Below are 23,051 nucleotides of genomic sequence, written 5' to 3'. Positions count from 1 at the left end.
TTGATGAGTGCGGCACTTGACCCATCACGTATTTTGGAAGTTGGATTTAGCTTTTGGGGATCTAAGGTACTTCTGACAGCCGTTGAGCTAGAAGTTTTTACTAAATTAGGGCATCAATCAATGACGGCTGAAGAATTGGGGCAAGTTCTCGGGCTCCATCCACGGGGTATTTTTGATTTTTTTGATGCCCTAGTCGCACTTGGTTTTCTGTATAGGGATGGTGACGGTGCTAAAGGACGTTATCGAAATACTGAAGAAACTGCACAATTTTTGAATAAGCACGAACCTGGCTATATAGGCGGCATTCTTGAAATGTGTAATGACCGCCTATTCAAGTTCTGGAGCGACCTTGGTCCAGCGCTGAAGACAGGAAAACCTCAGAATGAAATTAAGCATAGCCAAAAGTCTGTTTTTGAGACACTGTACGAGGATATCCCGCGACTCGAACAGTTTATAGGCGCAATGACAGGGATCTCTCGCGGAAACTTTCAAGCATTTGCAGAAAAATTTGACTTTTCTAAATATGGAACACTTTGTGATGTAGGTGGCGCTTCAGGGTTACTTTCCATGCTTGTTGCTAAACAACATCCGCAGATGCAATGCATTACGTTTGATTTGCCTCAAGTAGAAAGCATTGCGAAGAAGTCAATTGAGCAAGAGGGATTATCTGATCGAATTCAAGTAATATCCGGTGACTTCTTCACAAACTCATTGCCTAAGGCAGATGTCATCACAATGGGAATGATTTTGCATGATTGGAATCTAGAGAAGAAGAAGCATCTTATCCATCTGGCTTACCAGGCGCTACCCGAAAATGGTGCCTTTATTGCAATTGAAAATTTGATTGATGACGCTCGCCGAGAAAATGCATTTGGTTTGCTTATGTCGCTCAATATGTTAATTGAGTTTGGCGACGCATTTGATTTTACAGGTGCAGATTTCTGGAGTTGGTGCCAAGAAGCAGGCTTTAAAAGCTATGAAGTTATACATCTAGCTGGACCTTGTAGTGCAGTAATTGCATATAAATAGTCAGTCTGGTTTGCACCCAGAAGTCTAACAACGTCCATGCACACCGACCGCCGAGAGCGTTGATCGGTTGTGATTCAAAGTTTATCTGCGGCGGGTGATGGGCAACGTTAGCTTGCCGCGCGGCTTGACGGAAATTGCAGCGTTTTTCATAACTGAAGCACACCACATGAAAACTCAGTATTACACCGCCTCCAGTCTCGACGGCTTCATAGCCGATGCAGATGATAGCCTTGATTGGCTTTTTCAATTTGGCGATGGATCCGAAACCAGTTGCCCTCAGTTTTTTAGCGAAGTTGGCGCTATCGCTATGGGTTCAACAACTTACGAATGGATTTTGAAGCATGAGTCGTGGAGTTATGAGCAGCCTACATGGGTTTTCAGTTCGCGCACCTTGCCGAAGGTCAAAGGCGCTAACATTCACTTTGCCAACAGCAATGTTCAAAGCGTTCATGCAGAAATGACAAAAGCTGCGGGCGGTAAAAACATCTGGGTTATGGGTGGTGGTGACTTAGCCGGTCAGTTCTTTGATGCAGGTCTGTTGGACGAGATAATTGTAACGATTGCATCCGTTACTCTTGGTAATGGTGCCCCCTTACTGCCGCGTTCGATCACAACTCCGCCTCTCAAATTGTTATCAGCCACCACCTACGGAACGGCTTTCGCGGAGTTGCGCTATGAGGTCTGCAAGTAAAGCGCACCAACAGCAAGCTAACAACCGCAATGCACCGGAACGTTATGATATGGTCGGTTAGTCACAAAGGTTATCACGTCCGCTGATTTGAGCCGTTAGACCGCTTTGGGATAGCGGTGGGTCAGAAGTTTGAAAGGTATCTGCCAGAGAACAGTTTTGCTTTTTACCGATAATGTGTTCAATTTAACAAAGCAACTCCTATTGTGATTCCACCAACAGTATTGTTATAATTGTAGAAATACACCTTAAAGCTCTAATGCAAGTCATCAGCAGAATCGAGCTGCAAGTCATCAGCAGAATCCAGCTGCAAGTCACCAGCAGAATCCAGCAAACTTCGACTTGTCTGAAGATCAGTTATATTTCACCAGTCTGTTCAATGATCATCTCTGGGCTGTTCATAGGGATGGTTTTAATATAATTTGGATGCTTTGGGCTTTGGTATATTAGTACTCAGTTGCAGGTCGGGATGCAGTTGACTTGTGAACGTGCTTTACGCTCTGAAATTTATTGTCGCCTGGATGTTGCTACATTCATCGGGCAGCGATCGCAAGAACTCAAGCAACTTCAAACCGCGCAACTTAGGCAACCTCCGTGGATGGAATATGATTACTACCAGGTAGTTCTCATGTCAGCATCTGGTGAAGTTGCCACAATTGTTGATAACGATCGCTCATCTCTAGAAGACGTTGTCAATCAGGTGAATGATTTTATTCATCGCCCTGAAAATCGCACCTTAAACACCAGCTATAATATCTGGTGGAAAGAAATTTGGCTGATTGGATTTCTGAGCTTATGGTTCATTGTACTTGTACAGCTACTTCCAGTTCCGCTATTTATCTATTTTCGCTTTGTTTATATTTTTGATAAAGTGCGTAATCAAGCTACCTGTTTGCGATGTGCTTTGTTGGAAAAGCGTCAGGAAACGTGGCAACTAGATAATATTTTGAATGTTCAGCTAGATGAGGAACAAACTGGAGATAATGTCTTTTATCACATCACTCTTATGCTAAACTCGGGAGAACAGGCCTCTTTATTGTCCTCGCGAGAACTGCCTATGCAGCGGACACAATTTGCAAGGGCAACCCATAGGATACGTCAGTTTCTAAACATGGATGAGTAAGAAATTCTTATCTGTCAATCAGCGAATTGTGAAGTGAGAAATGAGTAGTTATCAGGAAAAACCAATCCCTTCAAAAGTTCAAGTTGATCTTGCAGATTGGACATTATACGGATACTCTGTTTTAAATTGATGTACTGATACTCCTGCTGATGAAGCAGTTCAGTCTGTGAGTAACTTTATTAATTCTTGGCGCACAGAACATCAATCTAGCACCACCGTAGAGGATTCAGAGACCATTACTGAGATCAGTCTAACTTTAGGTACTGCTTGGGGCAATGCAATCGTTAAGGAATTTGGTTGGCAGTGGGTATGTGTGGAGTACGAGGAGCAGGATTTTTACGCTGTCGTTGCTCCAAATCGTGCTTATGGCTGTCTTCCATTTAACGATGTTAATTCCTTGCTAACAAACCCACAAGCTGATAGTTGTGCAGTTTTGTTATTTAACATGATCAAAGCGAACAACTTACCGTTTGCAGCAGCAAACCAGTACCAAATGCTACGCTTTGGAGCTAGGCGTTCCAATATTGAAATTTCAGAGGATGAGATGAACGAAATGATCAGCGATATCGTTCAAGAAGTCAACCAACAAAACGGCTAACAATTTCTAGCTCTAAAACTTCGACAGTGCTTTCTAGTATTACTGCTTGGTACAGTAAGCAATCGAACAAGTTCACGAAGCAGTGACAGGATAGACGGGATTCTTGAGCTTACCGCGCGAAGCTATTGTAACTCTGAACTTGCCTTGAACAGGTGTCGGTTGTGGAACATTGGGCGATGTCAGCGAAGTTACTTTTGAAGTTTATGCTGCGACGATTATCTGAGATGATCAATACCAAAACATTCTCGTCAATGAAGCAGAGACTGATCCTTTGATTGGGATGGATCTGCTTTACGGCTATGATTTACAAATTCGAGCAGTTGAAGGCGGTAACGTCACAATCAAGGCTATCGAGTAGTTGAGAAATTCTCCGTTGAGGCACGGTCTAGCAACGTAGTGCAGCGGACGATACAGAGACTTCGCGCTTTGCCTCGGTCATATCTGTCGCCGCTCACTTTAGCCGTTAGACATCTTGCAGAAATGGCAACTCTGTTAAGTAGCTGTACAGAGATAAGTGAGCTTACTATGTCCAACCTATGTCCCAAGTGTAAAACCACGCAGACAATTGAACACAATGGCGGTCAGTGGTGTTCAATTGTGGTAAGTTTGCAGTCCCTCCCACATTGCGTCATCCTCCCACTTCTTACCTTGAGCAGAAGAAAAAAGCTTCGCAACCGATTTTACTGACTTGTTTTAGATGTGGGTGCAAAGACAGCATGGGGGACGGGTTATATGACGATGGAGAATGGATATGTGGAGCCTGTATTGCAGGTATGGCTTATCCTTGCTAAAGGTTAAGATGATGATGAAACGTTGGAAGCACTCTAATGAAACTTGATCGTATTACGAGCAATCCAAACCGAATGAATGGGCAACCCTGCATTCGTAACCTTCGCCTTACGGTGCGTCGGGTGATTGAGCTACTTGCAACTTATCCTGATCGAGAAGAATTACATCAAGAGTTTCCAGAACTGGAGGATGAGGATATCCGGCAAGCTCTAATTTTCGCCTCTTCTTATTTGGACGATCGCATTATTGAGCTTCCGAATCGCTATGAGACTGTTGCTTGATCAGGGATTGCCACTCTCTGCGGCAGCATTGTTAAGGGATGCAAATATCGACGCGATTCATGTGGGTGAAATTGGGATGTCTGAAGCTGAAGATGCAGAAATCATCCAGCGAGCCAGAGACGAGGAGCGCAGCGTTGTTACGCTTGATGCAGATTTTCATGCACTCCTAGCGCTTGATGTAGCAACCACTCCTTCAGTCATTCGGATTCGGATTGAAAGGTTACGTGCCCAAGCACTCACAGACCTTTTACTGATAGTCATTGCTGAGTGCGAAGAGGATTTAGAGCAAGGATCAGCCGTTACAGTTGAGCCAAGCCGTATTCGTATTCGCCGTTTGCCGTTGGTGTCAGATGTCTAATCGGGTCGAGGAGAGCATTTAACTCCCCCCTCCCACACCACCCATCGTGCGGGTCCGCAATGGGCGGTTCATGAAGACGCGCAAACAACACTGATAGTTAAGCGTATCCTTGAACTTTCATCCAAAGATTCCGAATTGATAACAATCCCTGTTGTTCCAACCATTCATTGGTCATTCCCGTTTGCGTCGCTAACGTTTTCGACAACCGCCAATAACCTTTGCGGCTAATGCCGGTCAAAATTGCATGACGCTTACTTGTCCCCAGTTTGAGCAAGTTAGCAATGCGGGTTCTCGGTCTGCGCCACTGCTTCCAATAGCACATGCGAATCCTTCGCCTTAACCAACCATCTAGCTCTTCAATCGGGGTGTAGTGCTGGGAAATGCCAAAGTAGTTCATCCACCCGCGCAAGTATCGGTTCAATCGCTCGAATCGCTCTGCCATAGAAACGCCCCAACTGCGTGACGTTAAGCCGCGCAATCGATGTTTGAACGCTTGCATGGCAATGTCAGAGGCGAAGATGCGAATCCCTCGGAACGTAAATCCCAGGTAATTCAGATCCTCGATCTTGACCACTCGGCTCTTTTCCCGATTAACCTTCAACTTGAGGACTTGTGTGAGGTAACGGCTGATTTTCACCATCACCCGTTTCCCTGCCCGTCTACTTTTGACCAGAATGACTAGGTCATCTACATAGCGAACAAAGCGATGCCCTCTTGCTTCGAGTTCCTTGTCCAAGTCGTCCAATAAGACATTGGAAAACAAAGGTGAAAGTGGAGAGCCTTGCGGCGTCCCCCATTCGGTCGGTTCAACGGTGCTTCCGACCAAAACTCCGGCTCGCAGGTAACGACCGATTAACCGCAATAGCACTTTATCAGCTACTTTACGGGCGATCCGGGACATCAAGACATCGTGGTTGACAGTATCAAAGAATTTTTCCAGATCCAGATCCACCGCGATGCGGTATCCCGATTTGAGGATCGTTTTCACCTGTCGGATTGCTCCGTGAGCCGAACGATTCGGGCGGCACCCATAGCTTGAGTCAGAAAACTCTGGCTCAAAGATGGGCGATAGTACTTGGAGGATGGCTTGCTGGATTACCCGGTCTACGACACAAGGGACACCTAGCTTTCTTTCTCCCTTGCCCTGGGGCTTGGGAATGACCACCCGCCTGACAGGGCGAGGTTGGTAACTGCCATCGAGTAGGGATTGGCGAATCTCACTCCAATGTTCTCTGGCATAAGCTGGAAAATCCTCTAGGCTCATCCCGTCACTGCCGGGGGCACCCTGGTTGGACTTCACCCTTGCCCATGCCCGCTTGACATTGTCGCGCTCTAAGATTCGCGCCATCAGGTTATCTAAGGCTGGTTCTCTGTCATCACGCCAAACCCGATCTCCCCCGTCCGGGTTCATCAATGGGCTTGAGTTGTTCATCACTCCTCCTTAGTTCGTTCATGTTCAGCCCTTCATCCCAGTGGGACTACTATGGCTTCTGCTGACTTCTGGCGGGCTTAACATCGGGGTTTCCCCCAAATGTGCTGTTCTTGCTGCCTTAGGGTTCTGTGGCTCCCTAGCCGTTTCCAGCTAGACCTCAATCAGACTCCCATCGCAGTGAGAACCGCAACCCGACAGACCTCCCCGGATAAGAGTGTGAACTGTCTCTGCACAACCGCGTCATTTACTGTGTTCCCTGAACCAGAGGGCTTCGTTGTGTTGTGCCAACTCGCCCCAGGACTGTCTCAGCCTTCTATGACGTTTCTGTTCGTCGGCTTGCAGATTTGCCGCTGGCTTCCTTCAGACCCTTCCTCACAGAAGTGCCCTTGCCTTAAGCTAGGAGTTGTCGTCACTCGGCTCCAAGACTTTCGAGCATTTGGACGCTGGTTCTCCTCCAGGGGACTTTCACCCCATTAGTTCACGCCCATGCCGGGCGTACACAATCCGCTTGCACCCGACCGTTGAGAGTCTTTTCGTTGAGTTCGAGAGGTTACTAGCGGCGGGTGAGCTTGTCGTTATGCGGCTTAGTAATTTAGTAATTAACGAATGAGCGATCGCTGTTTAGCTAAAATCACCAGCTCATCATTACTCCATTTCAAAATCGCTCAAAATAGATTTTAGTTCCTGTCGAAATGACAGTGCCTCGCTCGTCATAGTAGTAGAAAGCATCGAAATCTGCTTTAACCAAATCTACAACGGGTAAACGCAAATGAAATACGCCATTTTGAATTACGCCAACGAAGAAGACTACGCGAGCGGCAAAATTCACCCGCCTGCCTTCGCTGCCTACACCCAGGCTTTATCTGAAGCTGGAGTGCTAATTATGGCGACGGGACTGCAACCTACTCGCACAGCTACGACAGTCCGTAATCACAATGGACAGCGAGCCGTGCAAGATGGTCCTTTTGCCGATACGAAAGAACAATTGGGGGGTATTGTTGTCATCGATGTACCCGATTTGGATACTGCTCTCGAATGGGCAGCACGGAATCCTGCTGCGGGTCTAGCGGGGGTCGAGGTGCGTCCGACTATTGGGGTTGAAGTGCGCTCGATCATTCACCAAAACTAGGTTTTGAATGGGGAGCGAAAGATGGATGCACGTCGAGCGGCAGAATTGACGGCCCGTAACTCTTATGGACGATTGGTTGCTTATTTAACAGCCCAAATCAGGGATGTGATGGCGGCTGAAGATGCCCTCGGCGATGCTTTCTTGACTGCCTTGAAAACTTGGACGGAAAGCGGAGTTCCTAAAAACCCTGAAGCATGGCTGTTAGTCAGTGCGCGACATCGACTGATTGATGCTGCGCGACGCATAAAAGTTCAGGACAAAATTCTCAGTACCTTCAAATGGAAAGAACTCGAATCCTATACGGAACCCTACTTAGAGTGGGTGAACTTTCCAGACGATCGCCTGAAGTTGCTGTTTGTTTGTGCCCACCCCGCGATCAAACCCGCCATTCATACGCCTTTGATGTTGCAGACGGTACTGGGTCTGAATGCAGCTCAGATCGCCTCCGCATTTCTAGTTGCGCCTACTACAATGAGCCAACGCCTAGTTCGGGCAAAGGCAAAAATTCGGGATGCTGGTATTGCCTTTGAGCTACCAGAAGCGAAAGAGTTACCTAGCCGATTAGCAGCCGTACTTGAGGCAATCTATGCCGCTTACACAAATGCCTGGGAAACAGTGGAGGGTGGCGATCTTCGGCATCGAGGACTGGCAGAAGAATCAATCTGGCTAGCCCGGTTATGTGTTCAATTAATGCCTCAAGAACCAGAAGCACGTGGTTTGCTGGCCCTGATGCTCTACTGCGAATCCCGGCGCAATGCTCGTCGCACTGCCGACGGTTCCTATATCCCCCTATTACAGCAAGATACTAGGCTTTGGTCACAGCCGATGATTGATGAGGCAGAGCACGAACTGGCGCAGGCAGCTACATTTAAGCAGTTGGGAAGATTTCAGTTGGAGGCTGCCATTCAATCAGTGCATACCCAGCGTGCGGTCACTCAGCAGGTGAATTGGAACGCACTGGCATTGCTGTATGAGGGTTTAGTTCAGCTTTCACCGACTCTGGGTGCGTTAGTGAATCAGGCGGCTGCGATCGCCGAAGCCAAAGGATTAGACCAGGGGTTAATCAAGCTCAATGACCTCCCGGCGGAAGCGGTGAAAAATTACCAGCCTTATTGGGCACTGAAGGCTCACTTACTCAAGCAGTTAGGGGATCAATTGAATGCCCAGCAAGCCTATATACGAGCGATCGGGTTAACCGAAGATGCCGCAATTCGTGAGTTCCTACTCCATCAGTCGCGTCCGCTGAGTGAGTAGATACAGCCGCTTTTACACGAATAAGCCACAAATTGTAGGGTGGGCAACGCCCACAAAGCTTCATAGTCAGAGCTTTTAGAGAATGTGGGTAGTGCCCACCCTACCAGGAATGGCTGTAAAAATAATCGAAATCCATTATTTGAGTAGATGTTTGAGCAGAACTTTGTCACAGATGATCGGTCTATTTCGTCTCCCTTAGTAAATCCACTATTAATCACAGATTCACAGTTTTTATTCTTTTCCAGGCGATCAAATTTATCTTTGAGGCAAAGTAATCATGTTTATCTTCAAAGTCATGCTCAGTCTCCTGTATGTCCTGGCTATTTACGGAGGGCTGCTCTTTTTGCCTGCAGGAACATTGGATTGGTGGCACGCCTGGGTATTTCTCGGCGTTACTTCCGTAGCGACGATAGCAACGCTTGTTATCGTCTTTCGCAATGATCAAGACTTACTCAACGAACGGTTCAAATTTCCCGTTCAGGCGGGACAGCCTTTAGCGGACAAGATTCTTGTGGTCTTACTGATTTCGCTCTACTGTGGATTGCTTCTGCTCATTCCATTGGATGTATTTCGATTTCACTGGTTGGCAAAACCTGATGCAATTGTGTCAGTTTTAGGCTTGCTCCTGTTTCTGGTGGGATGGCTCATCATCGCTCTGTCGTTCCGAGCCAATACCTTCGCTATCCCTGCTGTCAGGCTGCAAACTGAAAGACAGCAAACAGTGATTGATACCGGAGTATATAGCGTAGTGCGACATCCTATGTATGCTGGGGCAATTCTGACGATGATTGGCTATCAATCTCTTGCGTAGAGGAGTGGCGATCAACATTATTGCCCCTTCCACAGGCTTATCGATTGAGGAAGTTAAACAACTTCAGCAGAAACTGAATGAGTCTCCACAAAATTAGCCTGGACTGTGTGGCGATCGCGGCATAACAAAAAGGTTATCACTGTTGTTGCCAAAGCGAACTGATCAAGTCAGCGCTTGCGCTATCGCCGATCAAAATGACTTGGAATAGTAGCTGTAACGACAATTTGTAACTACAATGGGATATTGTAGCTGTCGTTCAGTTATGGAATATAAATGGGATGAAGCAAAACGTCTTGCTAATCTTCGTAAACACGGCATTGATTTTACCGATGTTCCAGCTGTATTTGATGGCGATATCCGCGCCGATTGAGGACGATCACTACAGTTATGGAGAGCAGCGTTTTGTCACATTCGGTTTGTTGCAAGGGCGAGTTATTGCCGTTGTCCATACAGAAGAGGATTGTACCCGTATTATTTCTGCAAGAAAGGCAACGAAATATGAACAACGAACCTACTTCGAGCAACTCTCAAACTGATTGGCAACGACTGGATGCAATGAGCGATGAAGATATTGATTTATCAGAATGCCCAGAGATTACACCGTCCATGTTTGCTAAGGCAGTTGTGAGACGGGGTTTACCTGCTACAAAAACCAAGTCTCAAGTTACACTTCGCATCGATAGCGATGTATTGGAGTGGTTTAAGTCCCAAGGGCGAGGCTATCAAACACAAATCAATCAATTGCTACGAGCGTATATGGAGGCACACCAATAACAGGCAGGTTGATGTTGCATTTGACAACAAGATGTAACTGCATAACAAAAAGGTTATCGGTGTTGTCGCCAAAGTGATCGGCAACCCATCAACCGCACCGTTAAATCATCACAAGCCTATTTAATCTTGTACATAGTCTTGTCCTGTCACCAATGCCAATTCTGCTCACATAAACTCACGTCCTAAGTAAGCCGCATGATCCAATCGGCTGACTGGAGAAGGTTTTGTTGACTCAAACAGTTGAATGCAAATTTCTTTGGCAGTTCTTCGTGTAAAGGTTGCAGTTGGTTGTCGTTCCACTTTGACAGTTGCAGCAATGGGTTTTCCGGCTTCTGGATCGACGGTCAATCCTTGCTCATTAACTTCATTAGTAAAATGTTTCGCGCAGATCAAGCCTGCTTCCCGATCTAAATAGATAATGAAGTAACATTTCAGTAGAAGTGATATCAAAATCAGAACAAGTTTTATGGCGAATCACAAATAACAAGACTGTATATACTCATCATTCATTGTATGAACTGATTGAATTTTTGGATTGTTTATAAAAGTAATGTCTTTAATTGATTGACATTCCTTAACTGTATACTCAGGAAAAATTGCGAAATAATTCTAATATCTGTTGTTGTACTCGTTCTTTAACTACTCCTTCTTCGGCAGATAACTCATCAAATAACATCTCATATATCAATGGTACGCCCAACTCTAGCTCTTCTAAAAGAGTAAGCTGGTTAAATACATCTTGGGGTTTGTCTTCTAGTATCAACTGACCTTTATTCATGACAAAAACCCAATCTGCCCACCGATAGTCAAGATAATTTCGGTTATAGTTTAACGGTTGACCACGCTACCGGACAATACCAGAATCAGGTTTATATAAACTATTAGCTAGTAAGAATAGTGTCGTTTTACCACAACAATTCTGACCAATTAATGCACACTTTGTACCTGATAGAATCTTCAATGCTAGACCAGTCAAAGCTGCTTGTTGTGTGCCTGAATAGGTGTAATATACTTGCTCAAATTGAAGTAAATATTCCTGCATTTCGCCAAAAATCTAATCCTATTAATACTACACAGCCAAAAATGGCTTCGATGATATACCGTAATTGAGGACGATAGCGACTCTAATGCCAAACTCGAAATTCACTCACAAAACCCCGTGCTTCTAGTCCGAGAGAGAACTGATTATATCGTTGTAAGGTTCGCTGTAATAGTTGTCCGATGAGTATTGCTAAACTTTTCATGCTAATAGCAACAGTGCGGTAGCCACCACGGGAATTTTGTGCTGTCCACAATTCACTGGTTGTATTCAGCAGAATGAAAATAAACCGATACATTAGTAACAATAAATCGGTTAACAGCACTAGAAATCGTAAGTACCGGAGAGTTCGTAATATTTCCGTGAAAGGGACAGTTAGCATCAGAAAATACAAGCAAGAAACAGAGGCTAATGCTCTAGTTAAAATTCTCCATGCTTGGATACTGCCACTATGACTAATATAAATATAGAAGTGTCCGAGAGTTAGTCCATACCACGAGTCTAATTTAACGCTTTGTAAATCAGGAATACCAACTTCATTTACCATCAGTGCTGGTAAACTTATCAAACAAAAAACTATGGTAAACATTAACAACTGAAAATAAACTCCAGCCGGAATTCTTGCATAAATAACTGTCCAAGTACTCATCCAAAGCGTTATCAAAATTTGCACTAGCGGATGGGTAGCAAGGGAAATAGCAAGAGTAGTAAATGCAAAAATCAGTTTATGTTCTGGTGGCAATCTTCGTAGTCGATTAGGGTAAGCTAACGTATCTATTTGCAGGCTCATTCTTCACGTTTTTGTTGTTGGGAACGTCCTTTATACAACCCAATTGCGTAACCAACGACTCCAGCACCTAAAGCTGCTTGCGAAGCAAATAATAAGCTTTCTATTTCTCCACTAGCGGGTTCAAAAAATGATTTAAACCAGGTTTTATGCCTCAGCAACTGCCCGGGCGATCGCCTCAAACTGTTCCACACTGTCTTGATCTAGACTGTCGGCAAAGGCTGCAACCACATCTGGATTACCTACTGCCAAAAATTGATGCAATTGTTCATAAGCTTGGAGTATCTGCGCCTCTTGTTGAGATACCAGTGGTCGCCATCTATAATTCCGATTCTCTTTATTGCACGCAAGCCAACCTTTTGTAGTCAAACGATTGAGAATATTTGTCACTGAAGCAGAGGTTAGCCGTCGCTTTGGATCAGCCAAAATACATTCATGCACATCTTTGACGGTGACGCTACCTAGTTCCCAGATGATGTGCAAAATTTCTTTCTCCAAGAAACCAAGGGAGAGTCGCTGAGGACGATAGTCAGGTAAAGGAGACATTATTTTGTATTAAATAAAAGTGTAGAGGTATCAGGATAAGAAATAGGCTGTCTCTATCACTAAATCGAGATTAATCAGCAAAGTACATTAACAGGCTTAGAATTAACATTATTATTAGGAGTTTAACAAATATTTTTGGCTGAAAATACTTGCTGTTAAGTTTGATAAATTGTCTTAGTTTTATGAAAATTTCAGACAAAGTTTGACAGATTATCTTTTGATAAAGCTAATTATTTACTTTCTGGAGTGACCGCAAATAATAGCTAGTAACTACTAGTTATTTACATTGTTCTAGGAATTACTGGTTGAAGAAAAAAAGATTTCCCTTGATAAGATTTATAACTTTGTTGAGCTAGGGAAAAAGTCTGCTACTGTTTAGATAAGAGCAATTTCAGAAAAAGATGAGAGTTGTTGGCGTAAATTATTCACGGCATCTAAGGTTTTGTTATATGCCACAGTTTCTCCCTGATTGCCAAAGTACTCAGCTGCCTTTTCTAAGTCTACAATTGCAGCTTCTTCATGACCCAGTTGATGGTAAGCTATACCCCGATTAAAATAAGCATGGGCATTATTTGGTTGAAGTTTTAGTGATTCAGTAAAATCAGCAATTGCACCCCTATTATCCCCACTTCTGCCACAAGCACAAGCTCGATTGTAGTAAGCTCTGTAGTAATTTGGATTGAGTCGAATTGCCTCTGAAAAGTCGAGCATAACTGCTTTTTCGTTTGATAACTCAAAATTAGCAAGTCCTCGCTCATTGTAGATATCTGCTAGAAGTAAGCTCGATATTTGGGGAGTCTGAGTTAATGCCAGATTGTAATCTGATATTGCCTGTTGGTAATTCTCCAATGCGGCATAAACCATCCCTCGATTATAGTAAGCTCTGAAATCATAGGGGTTAAGAGCGATGACTTGATTGTTGTCCGCAATTGCCGCTTGATATTCCCCTTGTCTGTGGTGTGCTAATCCCCGGTTAAGATATGCCTCTACATTGTTAGACGTAAAATTTAGAGCTTCATTGCAATCAGCGATCGCATTCTGATAATCTTTTAATTGAAGATAGGCAAGACATCGATTGCTATAAGCTGCACCAACTTTGATGTTTTGCTTAATCGCAACAGAGAAATCTTGAATTGCTTCTTGGTAATTGCTGCGGAGTAACTTTTCTACACCAAACTTAAAAAAGTCGTTTGTTGTGATTTGAGGACTGGGAATTAGTAAAGAATGTGCGGGTGAACAGAGAAAAAAACAGGCGAGTGCAACGGCAATACCAAAATAGGGAATCAATCGAAACAAGCGATTCATAGATATATCTCGCATTACTCGCAGAACAAATACAGCAGGTAAGGCATATGCCCTACCTAGTTATTAAAATCAGCCTTATTGTGGCTTTACTTCCAGCTTTTATCGGCTTGTCCGAGGACGTATGCTGCTACATCTTCTATTTGCTCAGGTTTTAAACGAGCTTTGAAGGCAGGCATGGCATTTTTACCATTCGTAACTTGGGCAATTATTGCCTCTGCTGAATTCATCCCATATTTTTCCAAATCACTCTTGTTCAAGCTTTTATTTGCTTGAACCAAGTTCTTACCACCTGCATGACAAGAAGCGCAATTGGCAGAAAAGACTTTAGCTCCATTAGCTGCATCTGCTGCTAGAGCTGGATGATTAAAGGCAAAAGTGAAAATTGCTATGCTCAGTAACAACACAGAAATAATCTTTCTTATCCCGTGTTCCCTCTAGAAAAAGGCATATTCGGCAGAATATTCTCCCTCATTCTCTTGTTCAGGGCATATGTCGTCAAAAGACAAGCTGTCAAAGTTGACTTTGTTATAGTTAGCAAAAAAAATAGTCAGGTAAATTACACTACCTGACTGTATTTAAGTTATTTATCGTTACCAGTTACAAGTCTTTCTGAAATTGCTGTTTACGTCAAAAGACAGAGTGTAAGACTTTAATGCTTGCGTTTGCTGCTGTTGAGGAAACCTATAATCAAATTATTGTTTCAGCCATCGAAAATAAATGCGAAAATAGGTGCTCTACAGCTTCCCAATCCCATTAAGTATCTTCTAGAAAGAAGCTGATACGGTAACTTATCCATACGAATCTTGCTCCACAACAGACCTCCTGCACGACTATGCTACCAGTATCTTCATTGTGCTATCTGCGATCGCCAACTGGCACACAGTCTCACTATTGATGCAGGAGGTCTAATAGAACCCACTCCAAACACCTCGCGGATCATCAGTTGCAGTAGTGCTGCGTGCTTATTAGTCATTAGTTAGAGCTGCTTTTTCCATCTTCCCATCTCAGGTATGTTCATCATTATCTTGTTGCTTTTATCACTTCCGTCATAGAAAAGTTGTAAACCTGATTGTTAACGCTTTTGGGTAGCATATGACGCTTTGTCTTTTGACAGATACAAATTAAGTTGTCTAGTATCCTTAAGTTGCTTCTAGTTTGAATTTAGCTTATATGATCGACGGACAACATAAGCCAAAGAGATTAAAGCTGCTATCCATTGGTGTTGCACCGCATGATGGTTTATTCTCGATAGGTGTCTCTCCTCATGGATTAATTTCGATTGGTGCTATTCCCCACGGACTAATTTCTGTTGGACTAGTGCCAATGGGTGTGGTTTCGATTGGATTTGTTTCAATGGGGTTATTCAGTGCCGGAGCGATCCCAATGGGATTGATCAGCTTTGGGAGAGTTAATATGAGTTTGATGCAACTCAATCCCACACAGATCGATCAAAATCAACCTGAAACACAGATGAATCATAACCAGCATATGTCTCACTAGAAATATTAATCTCTTGAATTTTGGGTTCTAGAGTGATTTGCTCGATTGTGATCGCTTTGGAGTAGTGACTTCGTTTAGCTTATACGGTTTTTTGAGGTTTTGTTGGGAACTAATAATATAATTAAAACTAATCATTCATCCAAAGAAATAGTGTTCAGTCTACTGAGTCTCTATCCCTTTTTTGCAATGGCTAAATGGTTGTTGAAACCAAGGTCATAAATCATTAGACAAGGTAAATATTGTCAGTAATTTTTTGGGGTAATTTGGGGGTAAAGGAGATTTGTAAAGCGTGAAAATACTGATAAATGGAGGTTGATAGAGGACTGAAAATCCTCTTAATCCTTTGCGATCGCGTGTAAAGTGAGCAAAAACTAGATAATGATTATATATGTTATTGATGGTAGCTGTAACTTACTACTGCAAAGGCTTGGAGAGTTTTTACTCTTTCATGGCACCGCAGAGGTCAGGGGTTCGAGTCTCCTATTCTCCATTAGTCACAAGTTAAAATTGTGAGGCAATTGTCAAGGGAATGGTAGAAGCTGGAAAGAAAAATTCCTTATTGTTTATCAAGGGTGCGACAATTAACTTCATGTATCTGCTGGTGTGAGAAAGACTGGCTTAATATCGCTGTAGTGCAAATCAGCTACTTCTAATGCTTTGACAACAAGATAATTTGTGTTTAAACCTTTAGCGAAGGCGGCTCTTTTACCTTTGAGTTCAGCAACAGTTTTAGTCGGTGAATTTTTCGGTACGATAAACGCTTCTGCTTTATTAACACCCCAACATAATTACTGACAAACATGACTTCCCAATGATAAAAAATTGGGACACGAGAAATTTGCACCTGTTCAGTATGAGCGAGCTTGGTGAAATTCCAAATTTGATTACCATTCTTGCTGTGTTGGACGGATGAGAATTTCGTTGACATTGACGTGCTGTGGTTGTGTCACAGCGTAAACAATTGCCGCAGCAACGTCTTCACTTTCTAGAGGGGTAATTGATTTACGACGTTCTTCACTGCGTTGTTTAGCAACGGGGTCAGTAATATGGTCGTTGATTTCAGTATTCACTAAACCAGGTTCAACTATAGTAACACGGATATTTTGCTTGCAAACCTCTTGCCGTAACGATTCCGAAAAACCGTTAACACCCCATTTAGTTGCATTGTATACACCAACACCAACTCGTGCAGTCCGACCTGCTACTGATGAAATATTAACGATATGCCCAACGCCTTGAGCTTTCATGATTGGTAAGACGGCATGAGTGACATACAGCAATCCCAAGAGGTTAAGATTAACCATGCGCTGCCAGTCTGAGGTGTTAGCACCATCAATTGTACCCACAAGGGCAATACCTGCATTGTTGATAAGGATATCTATCCGACCGAATTCTGCATTGGTTTTCTGGACTAAATTCTGTACTTGAGTTTCGTCAGTAATATCGGTAACAATGGATAATGCTGTACCACCAGCGTTGCTAATGCGTTGTACTAGCGCGTCTAAGCGATCGCTACGTCGAGCCGCAAGCACTACTTTTGCACCTTCAGCTGCCAGAGTGATCGCTGTGGCTTCACCAATTCCGGCAGAAGCTCCCGTGATAATTGCGACTTTGCCTGCTAATTTGCCTGTCATAAGTTTTAGGAATTAGTTAACTTTTTGTGGCTACAGAAATCATACTTAAGTTTATGCGATCATCTTAATGTAACTTACTGTTAAATTCCAAAATATCAATATTAGCTAAATCTTGAATATCTGTTTCTACAACATGTCTTGACCAAAGCCCGTTAGCTATAGCCATTAATTTATCTAGTTGAGTTAACTGTAATACTAGTTCGTAGCAGCGATAGTATTTTTTCTTAGTTGTGTGATCATAATAATATTATAATATACTGTAAGTCAATCGCTTTATCGTAATATCTAAAAATTTTTAAACTAATATGAAAAAAATAAAACTAATGAGTGGTGCAGGTAAATTTACTGCGATGTTATGTTTAATCACAATTCTTTTGACACCTTTTGTAATTATTAATGCAGGAGAACGTGGTGTATTAATGGAATTTGGCAAAGTACAAAAAATAGTATTAGGTGAAGGTATCCATGTTATTATACCAATCGCCAATACTGTTAAAAAAATCAGTGTTAGAATCCAAAAACAGCAAATAACTGCGGAAGCTTATTCTAAAGATTTGCAGGATGTTTTGACAGAGGTAGCACTCAACTGGCACATTTTACCAGAAGAAGTAAATTTAATTTTTCAAACAATTGGTACTGAAAAAGAAGTTATTGATACAATTATTAATCCAGCCGTAGAAGAAGTTTTAAAAGCTGTTATAGCAAAGTACACAGCAGAAGAAGTAGTAACTAAGCGAGGAGAAGTTAAATTAGGGGTAGATGAAGCCCTGACAAAAAGATTGGATGATTATTATATTGCAGTTGATGACATTTCACTAGTTCATGTCAATTTTTCAGACAAATTTAGTGAAGCAGTAGAGGCAAAACAAATTGCAGAACAGGAAGTAAAACGAGCAGAGTTTCTGGCACTAAAAGCATTAAAACAAGCAGAGTCTCAAGTAAATTTAGCTAAAGGAGAAGCTGAAGTCAATAAATTATTAAATCAGAATTTAACTCCAGAAGTTTTAGAAAGACAAGTAATAGAAAAATGGAATGGAAAATTACCTTTAATTGTGAGTAAGAATACTCCAAAAATTTTTAATATCAGCGAACTATTAAAATTATCGGAAAAATAAAACAAGAACCCTGACTTATGAAGTCAGTCGTGGTTCTGTATCTGAAATTTGCTAACTATTAGAGAAAAAATTGGGTGTATCAAGAATTTTAAATTGAATTAATAATATAATTAGCAAGGTATATGCAGTTGAAGAAACTAAACCTGTCAATAATTCTTTCTTAAGGTTACGTTCTTGGGGTTGTTTTTGGAAAACGTCGATCGCACCCGCTTGCATCAAGATAATACCAATAATATTAGATAGCCAATAGCCGATAATGGCACAAGGCATAAATAATTTAGGGACTAAAAGACTACAAATATATCCGAAAAAATAAGCAATTGGTAAATTGAATACTAGATCGTTCCACCAACACAATGGTGAAAGTAAATATCCAATGACTAAAAAAAATCCACCTCTAATTTTTTGCAAAACTTTTCTGGGCAAGTAATCTGTGCCTACTTGTGGTAACTGTTCTTCGTCGGTTTTCTTGAGATTGAGTATAAAATACAGTAAGTTTATCAATTTACAGTATTTTATATCTAAAAATAAAAAAAGTCTAGAGTCAAACTTTTGTTTGACTCTAGCAAAGGCAAGAATTTTGCAATTTTCAGATATTTTATTTAGTGTTTGTGCATTAAAATATAAAATTTATTTAGCTAAGCGATCGCGCAAATATAATGCCAAATTGCAATAGTTAGTATTGTTTGAAATTCCATAAATAGCTTTTTAGCAAAGACTCCCAATCTAAAATCAAAAATCTAAAATCCAAAATTGGTATAAGCTAGTAGTAAGCTCCGACAAGGCTGTAAATTAAAGCAGTCAATACTAACGTAGTAATTGTCACATAAATCCAGTTGCGTTGTTTGACAAAGACTAACAGAGAAACCACCACCCGTAAAATTGGTGTCGCTATCAGCAGTAAAAGTCCCAGCTGAATTATGCCACGGCGACTACCAGACAAAACTGCAACCGCAACACCACTGGGAGAACGAAACTTGGATGGTTCACCGTGAAAAATTTGATATTGCACGGGTTCAGCCCCGTGGTGTAACAAATAGAGTATGCCACCAAACAACACCACACTACTAGCAAGCAAAACACCATATTGCAGCAGATGACTCAATAAAATCTCAAGTAGCTGGGAATTCTGTAATATCTGCGTTTGTTGATTTTCACTATTAACCTTTGTGTCTGTAGTTTCCAGACTTGGCTTGGCTAATGCATCAATATCAGGGTTGGCTTTTTGTGGCTGCAATGGTAAAGCAACAATTCGACTCTCTGACTGTGTGAAGGTTGACCACTGGTTAGAATTTAATTTAAACATACTCCAACTGTTCCCAATTGCAATTGAAAGCGTGCAGTCTGCCAAGGTGCTTGCCAACACTGCTTTTTTTGAATTTTGAAGTTTGAATTGTTTACATTCCTCCAGCGAGATTTTGATAAACCATCTTCACAGCCATTGACACCAACACCAGACTGAAAACAATTCTTAATATCTGCGTTTTTGCACCCACTAAAACTCTAGCCCCTAAAAATGCACCAGGCAATATTCCCAACATCACTGGCATAGATAACCCTGGATTGATGTAACCACGGGCGAGATAAACTCCTGCTGATGCGGCGGCGGTAACGCCAATCATAAAATTGCTCGTGGTAGTCGAAACTTTGAAGGGAATACGCATAATTTGATCCATTGCCAGGACTTTAAATGCTCCCGAACCAATTCCCAGTAACCCAGAGATTACGCCAGCAACCAACATCATAGCAAATCCGGCTGGCACAGAATGCACTTGATAAGATATCACACCTTCAGGCGTGGGGTAAGTGCTGTTGAGTTGGAGATAATCAGCGAGGGGATCGGTTGTGTCGTTTTCGGAATTTTCTAGCTTGGGTTGCCCTGAAAGATAGGCAGAGTAAAGCAGGACGATTGCCAGAACGATAGTCAATACTTTAACAGAAACGAACGTCGCAATTAAAGCACCAGCGATCGCGCCAATAGTTGTTGCAACTTCTAAAAACATTCCCAAGCGCAGATTCGCAAAGCCTTTTTTAATATAAGTTGAGGCTGCACCAGCACTAGTTGCGATGACAGAAACGAGTGAAGCGCCTACAGCATAGCGAATATCAACACCGAATACAGAAGTTAACAAGGGGACAATGATAACTCCTCCCCCTAAACCTGTCAGTGCGCCGACAAAGCCAGCGCTGAAAGATCCCAGCCAAACTAACAAAGAAAATTCTAGGATGTTCAAATTTCATACCTCTTTAGTCAATGGTCAATGGTCAATGGTCAATGGTCATTTGTCATTGCTCAATTGTTAGTAGTTAGTGGTTAGGAATCAGTTAACAGTGAACAGTTAACAGTAAGTAATAGGATTTTATAACTGATAACTGATAACTAATATCAATATTTTTATATAAACAAAAATAGTTATAATTAATACCCCTTTTATAAGTAGTGTTTTTGAGGTTTAGATTACAGTTTAACATGAAAGCATATATAGGATTTGTATATACATGCAAAGTTAGCGCAAGAATGAATTTTGGGCTGATCATTTAAATCAGCCTGTTTATCTTCTTCTTTATAGTTAATACCATTTCACAAAATTATTGATACAAATTCTCTCCCTTGTCTTGTCCTCCTTGTCTTCTAATTCGCCAAGTGTATCAGACTAATAGTGAAACGGTATAAGTTATTCATCACTCTTATTTATCGTTTTAAAAAAAAAGAAGATTTGCTTCTATTTGGCTGGAAACCATAAGATTGTTATACATCGCCAAGATACCTTGCCAAAGAAAAAATTACCCATTGGATGGGTGGCGATCACCTGCAAAAAATTTAAATACTGGAAAATTGACTATGACTATTGAAAATTGACTCAACTAGAGCGTACATGCTTTATTACCGAGACACTCAAACGCTAAGGTAACTATCTCGTTCTCTTCGTCTTTACTGATATGAGTTATCAGTAATATCTGTTGGCTAACGTTAGGCAAAAGATCAGAACTGTTCTCACCTCCTCAAGAAGCAGAGAAGGATTAGGAAAAACAGCATTGATTCATTGTGAGCAAAAACCATGAGTTGGCTAATTGGTACTTTAATTATTGGCATCTCTGCCGCTTTTGTGACTACTTTTGATGACAATATATACTTGACGGCTTTCTTTGGAAAAGTCAATCATATTTTTCGTCCCAAGCATGTTATCATCGGCGAATTTGTTGGATTCACTATATTAGTACTTGCTAGTCTCCCTGGTTTTTTCGGTGGTCTATTTCTTTCAGAAGCTTGGATTGGATTACTAGGAATCCTGCCAATTTTTATTGGTATTAGTAATCTTATAAGTCGAGATGACGATGGAGACACAATCCAGGATGTGTCAATTGGCTTTAGTCATTCAGTCAAATCTAGACGTTGTAAAAAATCATTAATCGCAACTCTACGCGATCCTCAAACTTACCGCGTTTCGGCAGTCACTATTGCAAATGGAGGAAACAACATTGGTATTTATGTGCCATTGTTTGCTACTACAAATCTTCCAAGTTTGGGCGTAATTTTGTTTGTTTGCTATTTAACTGTTGGACTGTGGTGTTTCCTCTCTTACAACCTGATTCGCAATCCTCTGATGGCTCCTGTTCTAGCTCGATATGGCCGAAAAGTCTTTCCATTTGTGTTAATCTGGTTAGGATTTTCTATTATGATGAAAAGCGGTACATTTCAACTCTTTCCTAGTGTGGCAACGCTTTTCAACTAGATTTTGGGCTTTGTAACTTTATTGAAAACTTGCTACCTTTCTAAAAATGAGAAAAGTAGTATGCTACGCCCCTACTGTGTTGTTTATTCTTCACCCACCAACTGCCGTTCTTCAGTCAGCAATTTCGTTTCACTCACTGGTTTTTCGCTATCAATACTTGTCGAGTATGAATAAGGTCTAATAATCAAACTCACGCCAATTGCCCAAGCGATCGCAACCATCCAGCCTGCAATAATATCACTGGGAAAATGAACTCCCAAATACAGCCGTGTCCAGCCAATCGCTACTACATACAGGCTGCCTAAAGATACTACCAACCAACACCAAATACTACCCCAGGTCAAAACTACCAAAATGGCAATCAATGTCATACTAGTCATGGCATGACCACTGGGAAATGAATAAGTAAACTCTGGTGTAACTGAGTCCCACACATGCGGGCGGACTCTGTGCCAAAATTCCTTGGCTGTGTGGTTGATAATGGCACTACCAGCTGCGGTGATGACTAAATAAGTGAGCGATCGCCACCGACGTTGCAGTATTAAAATGAGTGCGATCGTACTGAGGATGGGTAATACAGTCCTAAACGAACCCAGTTTTGTAAACATCACCACAAATACATCTAACTTTGCCTGTGCTACAGAGTGAATAGTTACCAGAATTGGCAAATCCCAAGGAAAACCACCCGCATTTTGCCGCACCTCCAACGCCAGTAGTCCAAAAATTTGTAGTGGTAAATATACACCCACCAGTAGCAGCAACAGAGAAGACCAGTGGGCAATCAATAGTTTTTGCACAAACCCTACAGGCGACTTTGACTTTTGCGACGATGTTGCTGTGATCTGATTTTCATCGTTGACTTTTTCTAACTCTGCCATATCAAATACAGTATTTTGCTAGGGCTAATGTAGATTTTGTTTCTAAAATACAATAACAAAGCTAGATCGTATACTCTCGAAATGTAGATATGTCCTCAAAACTCGCTTCCAGAAAGAATCGGTTTTTTATAAAAGGTATAAATTTATACAAATATTATGTATCAGTTCATACGACCCCTGGACTTTTGGAGTTTTTTTATCTTAAAATACGGTAAATCAATCAAGTTTTAGGTTTTTTATAATGTAT

The 23,051-nt window shown here is 41.9% G+C and carries 27 protein-coding genes and 4 pseudogenes; 15 read left to right on the top strand and 16 right to left on the bottom strand.

The annotated features are described in order from the left end of the window. Positions 1-3 precede the first annotated feature (3 nt). The 6 genes from RS893_RS11035 to RS893_RS11010 all read left to right on the top strand — a co-directional run bounded on the left by RS893_RS11035 (position 4) and on the right by RS893_RS11010 (position 4,866). Positions 4-1,029: a methyltransferase gene (locus tag RS893_RS11035; protein ID WP_315791203.1), complete on the top strand. Its 1,026-nt coding sequence runs from the start codon at positions 4-6 to the stop codon at positions 1,027-1,029. A gap of 97 nt (positions 1,030-1,126) precedes the next feature. Next, entirely contained in the window at positions 1,127-1,720 is a 594-nt protein-coding gene (locus RS893_RS11030) for a dihydrofolate reductase family protein (protein WP_315791202.1), read from the top strand. A 466-nt stretch (positions 1,721-2,186) separates the two neighbouring features. Continuing rightward, on the top strand, positions 2,187-2,840 hold the full coding sequence (locus RS893_RS11025) for a hypothetical protein (protein WP_315791201.1): 654 nt from the start codon (positions 2,187-2,189) through the stop codon (positions 2,838-2,840). A gap of 166 nt (positions 2,841-3,006) precedes the next feature. Continuing rightward, positions 3,007-3,438: a hypothetical protein gene (locus RS893_RS11020; RefSeq protein ID WP_315791200.1), complete on the top strand. Its 432-nt coding sequence runs from the start codon at positions 3,007-3,009 to the stop codon at positions 3,436-3,438. 827 nt (positions 3,439-4,265) lie between these two features. Beyond that, positions 4,266-4,508 (top strand): DUF433 domain-containing protein, encoded by a 243-nt coding sequence (locus RS893_RS11015; protein ID WP_162424582.1) that lies wholly within the window; start codon positions 4,266-4,268, stop codon positions 4,506-4,508. Beyond that, the gene (locus tag RS893_RS11010) at positions 4,492-4,866 is read left to right on the top strand and encodes a DUF5615 family PIN-like protein (RefSeq protein ID WP_315791199.1); all 375 of its coding nucleotides are present in this window, start codon (positions 4,492-4,494) and stop codon (positions 4,864-4,866) included. The genes RS893_RS11015 and RS893_RS11010 overlap by 17 nt, the downstream gene beginning before the upstream one ends. A 97-nt stretch (positions 4,867-4,963) precedes the next feature. Here RS893_RS11010 and ltrA read toward each other — a convergent pair whose 3' ends face one another. Beyond that, on the bottom strand, positions 4,964-6,298 hold the full coding sequence (gene ltrA / locus RS893_RS11005; protein ID WP_315784868.1) for a group II intron reverse transcriptase/maturase: 1,335 nt from the start codon (positions 6,296-6,298) through the stop codon (positions 4,964-4,966). A gap of 769 nt (positions 6,299-7,067) precedes the next feature. Here ltrA and RS893_RS11000 point away from each other — a divergent pair. The 6 genes from RS893_RS11000 (at position 7,068) to RS893_RS10980 (ending at position 10,266) form a co-directional block, all read left to right on the top strand. Then, positions 7,068-7,427, top strand: coding sequence for a YciI family protein (locus RS893_RS11000; RefSeq protein ID WP_315791198.1), 360 nt, complete (start codon positions 7,068-7,070; stop codon positions 7,425-7,427). Positions 7,428-7,448: 21 nt separating this feature from the next. Further along, complete coding sequence (locus RS893_RS10995; RefSeq protein ID WP_315791197.1) at positions 7,449-8,681, top strand: RNA polymerase sigma factor; 1,233 nt, start codon at positions 7,449-7,451, stop codon at positions 8,679-8,681. A gap of 343 nt (positions 8,682-9,024) precedes the next feature. Then, positions 9,025-9,492, top strand: a complete 468-nt coding sequence (locus RS893_RS10990) for a methyltransferase (RefSeq protein WP_315791196.1) — start codon at positions 9,025-9,027, stop codon at positions 9,490-9,492. Between the two features lie 235 nt (positions 9,493-9,727). Further along, entirely contained in the window at positions 9,728-9,862 is a 135-nt protein-coding gene (locus RS893_RS10985) for a BrnT family toxin (RefSeq protein ID WP_315791195.1), read from the top strand. Then, positions 9,822-10,028: a BrnT family toxin gene (locus RS893_RS30255; protein ID WP_396336458.1), complete on the top strand. Its 207-nt coding sequence runs from the start codon at positions 9,822-9,824 to the stop codon at positions 10,026-10,028. Before RS893_RS10985 ends, RS893_RS30255 begins: the two co-directional genes overlap by 41 nt. Next, on the top strand, positions 9,991-10,266 hold the full coding sequence (locus RS893_RS10980; RefSeq protein ID WP_315791194.1) for a BrnA antitoxin family protein: 276 nt from the start codon (positions 9,991-9,993) through the stop codon (positions 10,264-10,266). Before RS893_RS30255 ends, RS893_RS10980 begins: the two co-directional genes overlap by 38 nt. Positions 10,267-10,431: 165 nt before the next feature. On the opposite strand, the pseudogene RS893_RS10975 reads toward RS893_RS10980, so the two are convergent. The 9 genes and pseudogenes from RS893_RS10975 to RS893_RS10940 all read right to left on the bottom strand — a co-directional run. Then, a pseudogene (locus RS893_RS10975) lies at positions 10,432-10,692 on the bottom strand (DUF4346 domain-containing protein); the annotation flags it as partial. Positions 10,693-10,852: 160 nt separating this feature from the next. After that, positions 10,853-11,044 (bottom strand): hypothetical protein, encoded by a 192-nt coding sequence (locus RS893_RS30515; protein ID WP_425475839.1) that lies wholly within the window; start codon positions 11,042-11,044, stop codon positions 10,853-10,855. A gap of 66 nt (positions 11,045-11,110) precedes the next feature. Then, on the bottom strand, positions 11,111-11,308 hold the full coding sequence (locus RS893_RS30510; protein WP_425475838.1) for an ATP-binding cassette domain-containing protein: 198 nt from the start codon (positions 11,306-11,308) through the stop codon (positions 11,111-11,113). Then, positions 11,283-12,095 (bottom strand): annotated as a pseudogene (cbiQ, locus tag RS893_RS10965) (cobalt ECF transporter T component CbiQ). Before cbiQ ends, RS893_RS30510 begins: the two are co-directional and overlap by 26 nt. Continuing rightward, a pseudogene (locus RS893_RS10960) lies at positions 12,092-12,244 on the bottom strand (cobalt transport protein CbiN); the annotation flags it as partial. The pseudogenes cbiQ and RS893_RS10960, both read right to left, overlap by 4 nt. Continuing rightward, positions 12,240-12,638 (bottom strand): BlaI/MecI/CopY family transcriptional regulator, encoded by a 399-nt coding sequence (locus RS893_RS10955; protein WP_315791193.1) that lies wholly within the window; start codon positions 12,636-12,638, stop codon positions 12,240-12,242. The pseudogene RS893_RS10960 and the gene RS893_RS10955, both read right to left, overlap by 5 nt. Positions 12,639-13,013: 375 nt before the next feature. Continuing rightward, positions 13,014-13,943, bottom strand: coding sequence for a tetratricopeptide repeat protein (locus RS893_RS10950; protein ID WP_315791192.1), 930 nt, complete (start codon positions 13,941-13,943; stop codon positions 13,014-13,016). 86 nt (positions 13,944-14,029) lie between these two features. Further along, the gene (petJ, locus tag RS893_RS10945) at positions 14,030-14,365 is read right to left on the bottom strand and encodes a cytochrome c6 PetJ (protein ID WP_315791939.1); all 336 of its coding nucleotides are present in this window, start codon (positions 14,363-14,365) and stop codon (positions 14,030-14,032) included. 425 nt (positions 14,366-14,790) lie between these two features. After that, positions 14,791-14,916 carry a hypothetical protein gene (locus RS893_RS10940; protein WP_315791191.1) on the bottom strand — a complete coding sequence of 42 codons (126 nt, stop codon included), beginning with the start codon at positions 14,914-14,916 and terminating at the stop codon, positions 14,791-14,793. 197 nt (positions 14,917-15,113) lie between these two features. On the opposite strand from RS893_RS10940, the gene RS893_RS10935 reads away from it, so the two are divergent. Beyond that, complete coding sequence (locus tag RS893_RS10935) at positions 15,114-15,443, top strand: hypothetical protein (protein ID WP_315791190.1); 330 nt, start codon at positions 15,114-15,116, stop codon at positions 15,441-15,443. Positions 15,444-16,327: 884 nt separating this feature from the next. On the opposite strand, the gene RS893_RS10930 is transcribed toward RS893_RS10935, so the two are convergent. Then, positions 16,328-17,077, bottom strand: coding sequence for an SDR family NAD(P)-dependent oxidoreductase (locus RS893_RS10930; protein ID WP_315791189.1), 750 nt, complete (start codon positions 17,075-17,077; stop codon positions 16,328-16,330). A gap of 64 nt (positions 17,078-17,141) precedes the next feature. After that, positions 17,142-17,294, bottom strand: a pseudogene (locus tag RS893_RS30250) (SAM-dependent methyltransferase); the annotation flags it as partial. Positions 17,295-17,382: 88 nt separating this feature from the next. Between RS893_RS30250 and RS893_RS10925 the strand changes: the two are divergent. Beyond that, complete coding sequence (locus RS893_RS10925; RefSeq protein ID WP_315791188.1) at positions 17,383-18,192, top strand: prohibitin family protein; 810 nt, start codon at positions 17,383-17,385, stop codon at positions 18,190-18,192. A gap of 51 nt (positions 18,193-18,243) precedes the next feature. On the opposite strand, the gene RS893_RS10920 is transcribed toward RS893_RS10925, so the two are convergent. The 3 genes from RS893_RS10920 to RS893_RS10910 form a co-directional block, all read right to left on the bottom strand. Further along, the gene (locus RS893_RS10920; RefSeq protein WP_315791938.1) at positions 18,244-18,675 is read right to left on the bottom strand and encodes a hypothetical protein; all 432 of its coding nucleotides are present in this window, start codon (positions 18,673-18,675) and stop codon (positions 18,244-18,246) included. 280 nt (positions 18,676-18,955) lie between these two features. Then, positions 18,956-19,498, bottom strand: a complete 543-nt coding sequence (locus RS893_RS10915) for a DUF1634 domain-containing protein (protein WP_315791187.1) — start codon at positions 19,496-19,498, stop codon at positions 18,956-18,958. Positions 19,499-19,589: 91 nt separating this feature from the next. After that, complete coding sequence (locus RS893_RS10910) at positions 19,590-20,426, bottom strand: sulfite exporter TauE/SafE family protein (RefSeq protein ID WP_315791186.1); 837 nt, start codon at positions 20,424-20,426, stop codon at positions 19,590-19,592. Positions 20,427-21,251: 825 nt separating this feature from the next. On the opposite strand from RS893_RS10910, the gene RS893_RS10905 reads away from it, so the two are divergent. Further along, positions 21,252-21,926, top strand: a complete 675-nt coding sequence (locus tag RS893_RS10905) for a cadmium resistance transporter (protein WP_315791185.1) — start codon at positions 21,252-21,254, stop codon at positions 21,924-21,926. A gap of 83 nt (positions 21,927-22,009) precedes the next feature. Here RS893_RS10905 and RS893_RS10900 read toward each other — a convergent pair whose 3' ends face one another. Beyond that, positions 22,010-22,804 carry a phosphatase PAP2 family protein gene (locus tag RS893_RS10900; RefSeq protein WP_315791184.1) on the bottom strand — a complete coding sequence of 265 codons (795 nt, stop codon included), beginning with the start codon at positions 22,802-22,804 and terminating at the stop codon, positions 22,010-22,012. Positions 22,805-23,051 lie beyond the last annotated feature (247 nt).

Source organism: Fischerella sp. JS2 (assembly GCF_032393985.1).
GTDB lineage: Bacteria > Cyanobacteriota > Cyanobacteriia > Cyanobacteriales > Nostocaceae > Fischerella.
The sequence above is the reverse complement of the archived record's forward strand: the minus strand, read 5'-3'. Positions and strand labels throughout refer to the sequence as shown.

Excerpts from the sequence above, each read along its gene's own strand:
- RS893_RS11010 (WP_315791199.1), top strand. The coding sequence starts at position 4,492 with ATGAGACTGTTGCTTGATCAGGGATTGCCACTCTCTGCGGCAGCATTG.
- RS893_RS10940 (WP_315791191.1), bottom strand. The coding sequence starts at position 14,916 with ATGACTAATAAGCACGCAGCACTACTGCAACTGATGATCCGCGAGGTG.
- RS893_RS30515 (WP_425475839.1), bottom strand. The coding sequence starts at position 11,044 with ATGAATAAAGGTCAGTTGATACTAGAAGACAAACCCCAAGATGTATTT.
- RS893_RS10995 (WP_315791197.1), top strand. The coding sequence starts at position 7,449 with ATGGATGCACGTCGAGCGGCAGAATTGACGGCCCGTAACTCTTATGGA.
- RS893_RS10950 (WP_315791192.1), bottom strand. The coding sequence starts at position 13,943 with ATGAATCGCTTGTTTCGATTGATTCCCTATTTTGGTATTGCCGTTGCA.
- RS893_RS10980 (WP_315791194.1), top strand. The coding sequence starts at position 9,991 with ATGAACAACGAACCTACTTCGAGCAACTCTCAAACTGATTGGCAACGA.
- RS893_RS10985 (WP_315791195.1), top strand. The coding sequence starts at position 9,728 with ATGGGATATTGTAGCTGTCGTTCAGTTATGGAATATAAATGGGATGAA.
- RS893_RS10900 (WP_315791184.1), bottom strand. The coding sequence starts at position 22,804 with ATGGCAGAGTTAGAAAAAGTCAACGATGAAAATCAGATCACAGCAACA.
- RS893_RS10935 (WP_315791190.1), top strand. The coding sequence starts at position 15,114 with ATGATCGACGGACAACATAAGCCAAAGAGATTAAAGCTGCTATCCATT.
- RS893_RS11000 (WP_315791198.1), top strand. The coding sequence starts at position 7,068 with ATGAAATACGCCATTTTGAATTACGCCAACGAAGAAGACTACGCGAGC.
- RS893_RS11015 (WP_162424582.1), top strand. The coding sequence starts at position 4,266 with ATGAAACTTGATCGTATTACGAGCAATCCAAACCGAATGAATGGGCAA.
- ltrA (WP_315784868.1), bottom strand. The coding sequence starts at position 6,298 with ATGAACAACTCAAGCCCATTGATGAACCCGGACGGGGGAGATCGGGTT.
- RS893_RS30510 (WP_425475838.1), bottom strand. The coding sequence starts at position 11,308 with ATGCAGGAATATTTACTTCAATTTGAGCAAGTATATTACACCTATTCA.
- RS893_RS30255 (WP_396336458.1), top strand. The coding sequence starts at position 9,822 with ATGTTCCAGCTGTATTTGATGGCGATATCCGCGCCGATTGAGGACGAT.
- RS893_RS10930 (WP_315791189.1), bottom strand. The coding sequence starts at position 17,077 with ATGACAGGCAAATTAGCAGGCAAAGTCGCAATTATCACGGGAGCTTCT.
- RS893_RS11030 (WP_315791202.1), top strand. The coding sequence starts at position 1,127 with ATGGGCAACGTTAGCTTGCCGCGCGGCTTGACGGAAATTGCAGCGTTT.
- RS893_RS11035 (WP_315791203.1), top strand. The coding sequence starts at position 4 with ATGAGTGCGGCACTTGACCCATCACGTATTTTGGAAGTTGGATTTAGC.
- RS893_RS10915 (WP_315791187.1), bottom strand. The coding sequence starts at position 19,498 with ATGTTTAAATTAAATTCTAACCAGTGGTCAACCTTCACACAGTCAGAG.
- RS893_RS10905 (WP_315791185.1), top strand. The coding sequence starts at position 21,252 with ATGAGTTGGCTAATTGGTACTTTAATTATTGGCATCTCTGCCGCTTTT.
- RS893_RS11025 (WP_315791201.1), top strand. The coding sequence starts at position 2,187 with ATGCAGTTGACTTGTGAACGTGCTTTACGCTCTGAAATTTATTGTCGC.
- RS893_RS10955 (WP_315791193.1), bottom strand. The coding sequence starts at position 12,638 with ATGTCTCCTTTACCTGACTATCGTCCTCAGCGACTCTCCCTTGGTTTC.
- RS893_RS10925 (WP_315791188.1), top strand. The coding sequence starts at position 17,383 with ATGAAAAAAATAAAACTAATGAGTGGTGCAGGTAAATTTACTGCGATG.